General features: G+C 44.3%; 7 protein-coding genes. 6 read left to right on the plus strand and 1 reads right to left on the minus strand.

The window, feature by feature from the left end; all coding sequences use genetic code 11:
* The first annotated feature begins 298 nt into the window (after positions 1-298).
* From QZ331_RS14180 to der, 5 genes are all read left to right on the plus strand, one after another.
* Positions 299-877, plus strand: a complete 579-nt coding sequence (locus tag QZ331_RS14180) for a DUF177 domain-containing protein (protein WP_294631374.1) — start codon at positions 299-301, stop codon at positions 875-877.
* A 12-nt stretch (positions 878-889) separates the two neighbouring features.
* On the plus strand, positions 890-1,075 hold the full coding sequence (gene rpmF, locus QZ331_RS14185; protein ID WP_077155371.1) for a 50S ribosomal protein L32: 186 nt from the start codon (positions 890-892) through the stop codon (positions 1,073-1,075).
* Between the two features lie 86 nt (positions 1,076-1,161).
* Entirely contained in the window at positions 1,162-2,166 is a 1,005-nt protein-coding gene (locus QZ331_RS14190) for a beta-ketoacyl-ACP synthase III (protein WP_294631377.1), read from the plus strand.
* An 88-nt stretch (positions 2,167-2,254) separates the two neighbouring features.
* On the plus strand, positions 2,255-3,136 hold the full coding sequence (era, locus tag QZ331_RS14195; RefSeq protein ID WP_294631379.1) for a GTPase Era: 882 nt from the start codon (positions 2,255-2,257) through the stop codon (positions 3,134-3,136).
* Between the two features lie 51 nt (positions 3,137-3,187).
* On the plus strand, positions 3,188-4,501 hold the full coding sequence (gene der, locus QZ331_RS14200; RefSeq protein ID WP_294631381.1) for a ribosome biogenesis GTPase Der: 1,314 nt from the start codon (positions 3,188-3,190) through the stop codon (positions 4,499-4,501).
* A 137-nt stretch (positions 4,502-4,638) separates the two neighbouring features.
* Here der and lptB read toward each other — a convergent pair whose 3' ends face one another.
* Positions 4,639-5,400, minus strand: a complete 762-nt coding sequence (gene lptB, locus QZ331_RS14205) for an LPS export ABC transporter ATP-binding protein (protein ID WP_294631382.1) — start codon at positions 5,398-5,400, stop codon at positions 4,639-4,641.
* Between the two features lie 75 nt (positions 5,401-5,475).
* Between lptB and QZ331_RS14210 the strand changes: the two genes are divergently transcribed.
* Positions 5,476-5,754 (plus strand): ABC transporter permease (locus QZ331_RS14210; protein ID WP_294631384.1); only part of this gene is annotated, 279 nt, incomplete at its 3' end.

Genomic DNA, 5,754 nt, shown 5'->3' on the forward strand with positions numbered 1-5,754 from the left:
GATATGGATGCTGCAACCAGTTGAATATTAGAATCTAAATCCTTTGGTGGGAAGGGAGGGGAAGGTAGCGGATAATCATAAAATAATGCCCTATTGTATTCTTCTCAATATCCTCCTTGCCCGATACAAGTACACTGCGCCAAGAAATCTCCGGGTGTATTCCTTTTGTTATTCATTCAGTTTTTATTAAAAGCCCATTAAAAAATGAATATTTACTGATAATTTGTATGTTATGAGGATATTTATTTGTATCTTTGTCGCCCGAATTGTAAGCTAACGATTTAAACAGAAAGACGCTTTGGGAAAATTTGATAAATACAAAATTGACTTGAAAGGTATGCAGGCAGACTCGGCTAAGTATGAGTTTGTTTTGGACAACCTTTATTTCGCTCACATTGATGGACCTGAAGTTCAGAAAGGAAAGGTCAATGTTGCATTGACTGTAAAAAGAACCTCTCGCGCTTTCGAACTGAGTTTTCAGACAGAAGGAACGGTGTGGGTGCCGTGTGACCGCTGTTTGGACGATATGGAACTAACTGTCAGCTCGTCTGATAAACTGATGGTGAAATTCGGACGTGAATATGCAGAAGAAGGTGACAACCTTATCGTGATTCCTGAAGAAGAAGGAGAAATCAACGTTGCATGGTTCATGTACGAATTTATTGCGCTCTCAATCCCGATGAAGCATATACACGCTCCCGGAAAGTGCAATAAAACGATGACAAGTAAATTAAGCAAGCATTTGAAAACAAATGCCAATGATGATAGCGGTGATGCTTTCGACGAAGGCGGAGACAGCATCGCCATTGAAGAAGAAGTGGAGGCGACAATCGACCCCCGCTGGAATGAATTAAAAAAAATATTAGATAATAATTAAAGTTTTAAGAAAATGGCACATCCTAAGAGAAGACAATCAAAAACAAGAACAGCGAAGAGAAGAACTCATGATAAGGCAGTAGCTCCGACGTTGGCTATCTGTCCGAATTGCGGCGAATGGCACGTTTATCACACTGTATGCGGCGCTTGCGGTTATTACAGAGGTAAACTCGCTATCGTAAAAGAAGCTGCTGTATAATTAGTGCAGTCATACTGAAACAGCCTGAGGGTAATTCTCTCCGGCTGCTTTATGTATTATAGTATTGCTAATTTAAAATAGGTTTGATGGAAAAAATAAATGCAGTAATCACAGGAGTCGGAGGATATGTGCCCGATTATATCTTGACGAACGACGAGATATCGAAGATGGTGGATACCAACGACGAATGGATTATGACTCGTATCGGAGTAAAAGAGAGACATATTCTGAATGAGGAAGGATTAGGTAGTTCATACATGGCGCGTAAGGCTGTCAAGCAGTTGATGAAAAAGACTGGTGCTAATCCCGACGATATCGATTTGGTTGTTGTTGCTACTACTACTCCTGACTATCACTTCCCTTCTACAGCTTCTATTCTTTGCGACAAACTCGGACTGAAGAATGCGTTTGCTTTCGATATGCAGGCTGCTTGTAGCGGTTTCCTCTATCTGATGGAGACGGCTGCGAATTTCATCCGTTCGGGAAGATATAAGAAAATTATCATTGTCGGCGCCGATAAGATGTCGTCAATGGTCAACTATACAGATCGTGCTACCTGCCCTATTTTCGGTGACGGTGCTGCCGCTTTTATGGTAGAGCCGACTACGGAAGATTACGGTATCATGGATGCGATACTGAGAACGGACGGTAAAGGTTTACCTTTCCTTCACATGAAAGCGGGAGGTTCGGTTTGTCCGCCCTCTTATTTCACAGTAGACAACAAGATGCATTATCTGCACCAGGAAGGAAGGACAGTATTTAAATATGCTGTTTCCAGTATGTCGGACGTTTCGGCTGCGATTGCAGAAAAGAACGGACTGACAAAAGATAATATCAACTGGATTGTGCCGCATCAGGCAAATATCCGTATTATCGAAGCTGTTGCCCATCGCATGGAAGTGCCGATGGACAAAGTGCTGGTAAATATCGAACACTACGGTAACACAAGTGCCGGCACGCTTCCTTTGTGTATCTGGGATTATGAAGATAAACTCAAGAAAGGTGATAACATCATCTTCACTGCATTCGGCGCCGGATTTACCTGGGGTGCGGTTTACGTGAAGTGGGGTTATGACGGAAAGAAGGAATAGTAATTAAGTTACTGAACAATAAAACTCAAAAACGCATCCTATTTCGATTCGATGCGTTTTTTTGTCTCAACCGATAAAATGAAAATAAATGCATAAAGCAGGTTTTGTAAACATCGTAGGAAATCCGAATGTCGGCAAGTCGACATTGATGAATGTTTTGGTGGGCGAGCGCATCTCGATTGCCACCTTCAAGGCGCAGACTACCCGTCATCGCATTATGGGTATCTATAATACGGATGAAATGCAGATTGTATTTTCCGATACTCCGGGGGTATTGAAGCCCAATTACAAGCTACAGGAGTCTATGCTGAATTTCTCTACTTCGGCGCTGACGGATGCGGATGTTTTGCTTTATGTGACAGACGTGGTAGAGACACCGGATAAGAACAATGAGTTTATGGCAAAGGTGCGTGAAATGACCGTGCCTGTGCTTCTGCTCATCAACAAGATTGACCTTACCGACCAGGAGAAGCTAATCAAGCTCGTCGAAGAGTGGAAAGAACTGTTGCCGCAAGCCGAGATTATCCCGATTTCCGCCGCATCCAAGTTCAATGTGGACTATGTGATGAAGCGCATCAAGGAATTGCTGCCCGACTCTCCTCCTTATTTCGGGAAAGACCAGTGGACGGACAAGCCTGCGCGCTTCTTTGTGAATGAGATTATCCGGGAGAAGATTCTGCTCTATTACGATAAGGAGATTCCTTATTCGGTAGAGGTGGTCGTGGAAGAGTTTAAGGAAAGTCCGAAGAAGATTCAGATTCGTGCCATTATTTACGTGGAGCGTGATTCGCAGAAGGGAATTATTATCGGCAAGCAGGGAAAGGCGCTGAAAAAGGTTGCCACCGAAGCTCGTCGGGAACTGGAGCGTTTTTTCGGAAAGACCATCTATTTGGAGACATATGTGAAAGTTGATAAGGATTGGCGTAGTTCGGACAAGGAACTGCGCAATTTCGGTTATCAGTTAGATTAAGAAAAGTATTCATGCGACTGTGATAGTCGTGAAAAAACAAGGTATTGAACTATGAGTAATTTAGTTGCAATTGTAGGACGCCCCAATGTGGGCAAGTCTACCTTATTTAACCGTCTGACGAAGACTCGTCGGGCTATTGTGAATGAAGAAGCAGGTACCACCCGCGACAGGCAATACGGCAAGTCGGAATGGCTCGGACGTGAGTTCTCCGTAGTAGACACCGGCGGATGGGTGGTAAACTCGGACGATATCTTTGAAGAAGAGATTCGCAAGCAAGTATTGTTGGCAGTAGACGAAGCGGACGTAATTCTGTTTGTGGTGGATGTGATGAACGGAGTGACCGACTTGGATATGCAAGTGGCAGCGATTCTGCGCCGTACCAAAACACCGGTGATTATGGTTGCCAACAAGACGGATAATAATGAGTTGCAGTATAACGCTCCCGAATTTTATAAGTTAGGTGTGGGCGACCCCTACTGTATTTCCGCCATGACGGGAAGCGGTACGGGCGATTTGATGGACTTGATTGTCAGCAAATTCAAAAAAGAGACTTCTGAGATACTGGATGAAGAGATTCCGCGTTTTGCCGTGGTAGGACGTCCGAATGCCGGCAAGTCTTCCATTGTCAATGCGTTTATCGGTGAAGAACGCAACATTGTTACCGAGATTGCCGGAACCACCCGCGACTCTATCTATACCCGTTACAATAAATTCGGATTTGACTTCTATCTGGTGGACACCGCCGGTATCCGCAAGAAGAACAAAGTGAATGAAGATCTTGAATACTATTCTGTGATTCGTTCGATTCGTGCCATCGAAGGTTCGGATGTCTGCATTCTGATGCTGGACGCTACGAGAGGTATTGAGAGTCAGGATTTGAACATTTTTTCTCTTATCCAAAAGAATCAGAAAGGTTTGGTGGTTGTTATCAATAAATGGGACTTGGTGGAGGATAAATCCGTGAAAGTACAGAAAACGTTTGAAGAAGCCGTCCGTTCGCGCTTTGCTCCGTTTGTCGACTTCCCGATAATCTTCGCTTCCGCATTGACGAAGCAGCGCATTCTGAAAGTGCTCGAAGAAGCCCGCGATGTCTATGAGAACCGCACGATGAGGATACCGACCGCCCGTTTGAATGAAGAGATGCTCCCGTTGATTGAAGCATATCCGCCCCCCTCAAACAAAGGAAAGTATATCAAGATTAAATATATCACGCAGTTGCCGAACACGCAGGTTCCTTCTTTTGTCTATTTCGCTAACCTGCCGCAGTATGTAAAGGAACCCTACAAACGTTTCCTGGAAAACAAGATGCGGGAGAAGTGGAACCTGAAAGGTACGCCGGTTAATATTTATATTCGACAGAAATAAAGGTGCACTACGGATTAACGCAGATTTTCACAGATATTCCATAAAGAATACGGGCTAATCAAAAATACAAAATTTGTAAATTGATTAGCCCGTATTTATTTTTAATCAGTGGAAATCAGTGTTAATCCATGCTGCATCTATTTCTCCAACTGGAAATCTTTCCGCCGTAGTACGAAACTGTTACTCAAATACTTCTCACGCACAATCTGATTCTCGGACAGTTCTTCCGGTGTGCCTTGAAAAAGAATCTTTCCTTCAAAGAGCAGGTAGGCACGGTCGGTAATACTAAGCGTTTCCTGTACGTTGTGGTCGGTAATCAAGATGCCGATATTCTTGTCTTTCAGCTTCCACACGATTTGTTGGATATCTTCTACGGCAATCGGGTCGACACCGGCAAAAGGTTCGTCGAGCATGATAAATTTCGGGTCGATGGCAAGACAGCGTGCAATCTCCGTACGGCGGCGTTCGCCTCCCGACAACTGGTTACCTTTATTCTTGCGCACCTTTTGCAGTCGGAATTCCGCTATCAGGCTTTCCAGTTTTTCCTTCTGATAATCTTTGGGTTTGTTTGTCATTTCGAGAACGGAAGCAATGTTGTCTTCCACGCTCATCTGACGGAATACGGAGGCTTCTTGCGCAAGGTAACCGATGCCTGTTTGCGCCCGTTTATAAACCGGATATTTGGTAATTTCCAAGTCGTCGAGGAAGATGCGTCCTTCATTTGGAGTAATCAGTCCTACGGTCATATAGAATGAAGTCGTCTTGCCGGCACCGTTCGGCCCCAGCAGCCCTACAATCTCACCTTGCTTCACATTGATGGAGACGTGGCTTACAACGGTTCGTTTGCCGTACTTTTTCACCAAGTCCTCCGTGCGGAGCACCATCTTGCTTTCTTCCATATTATAGTTATTTTGTGGCAAATGTAGTAAAAATAAGCCGAAATAATGTACTTTTGCAGACAAATAGTGTGAGTTATGATAAAAGCATTGAGAACCGTCGGAAGATATTTTATGCTCATGGGGCGTACCTTTTCCCGCCCCGAGCGTATGCGTATGTTTTTCCGGCAATACCTTAACGAGTTGGAGCAGTTGGGTGTGAACTCCATCGGAATTGTGCTGTTGATATCGTTTTTCATCGGCGCGGTGATTACCATCCAGATTAAGTTGAATATTGAAAGTCCGTGGATGCCCCGCTGGACGGTGGGATACGTGACTCGTGAAATCATGTTGTTGGAGTTCTCCTCCTCCATCATG

This window comes from uncultured Bacteroides sp. (assembly GCF_910586915.1).
Classification (GTDB): domain Bacteria; phylum Bacteroidota; class Bacteroidia; order Bacteroidales; family Bacteroidaceae; genus Bacteroides.

Coding starts and splice junctions, on each gene's coding strand:
- QZ331_RS14190 (WP_294631377.1), top strand. CDS start 1,162: ATGGAAAAAATAAATGCAGTAATCACAGGAGTCGGAGGATATGTGCCC.
- der (WP_294631381.1), top strand. CDS start 3,188: ATGAGTAATTTAGTTGCAATTGTAGGACGCCCCAATGTGGGCAAGTCT.
- lptB (WP_294631382.1), bottom strand. CDS start 5,400: ATGGAAGAAAGCAAGATGGTGCTCCGCACGGAGGACTTGGTGAAAAAG.
- rpmF (WP_077155371.1), top strand. CDS start 890: ATGGCACATCCTAAGAGAAGACAATCAAAAACAAGAACAGCGAAGAGA.
- era (WP_294631379.1), top strand. CDS start 2,255: ATGCATAAAGCAGGTTTTGTAAACATCGTAGGAAATCCGAATGTCGGC.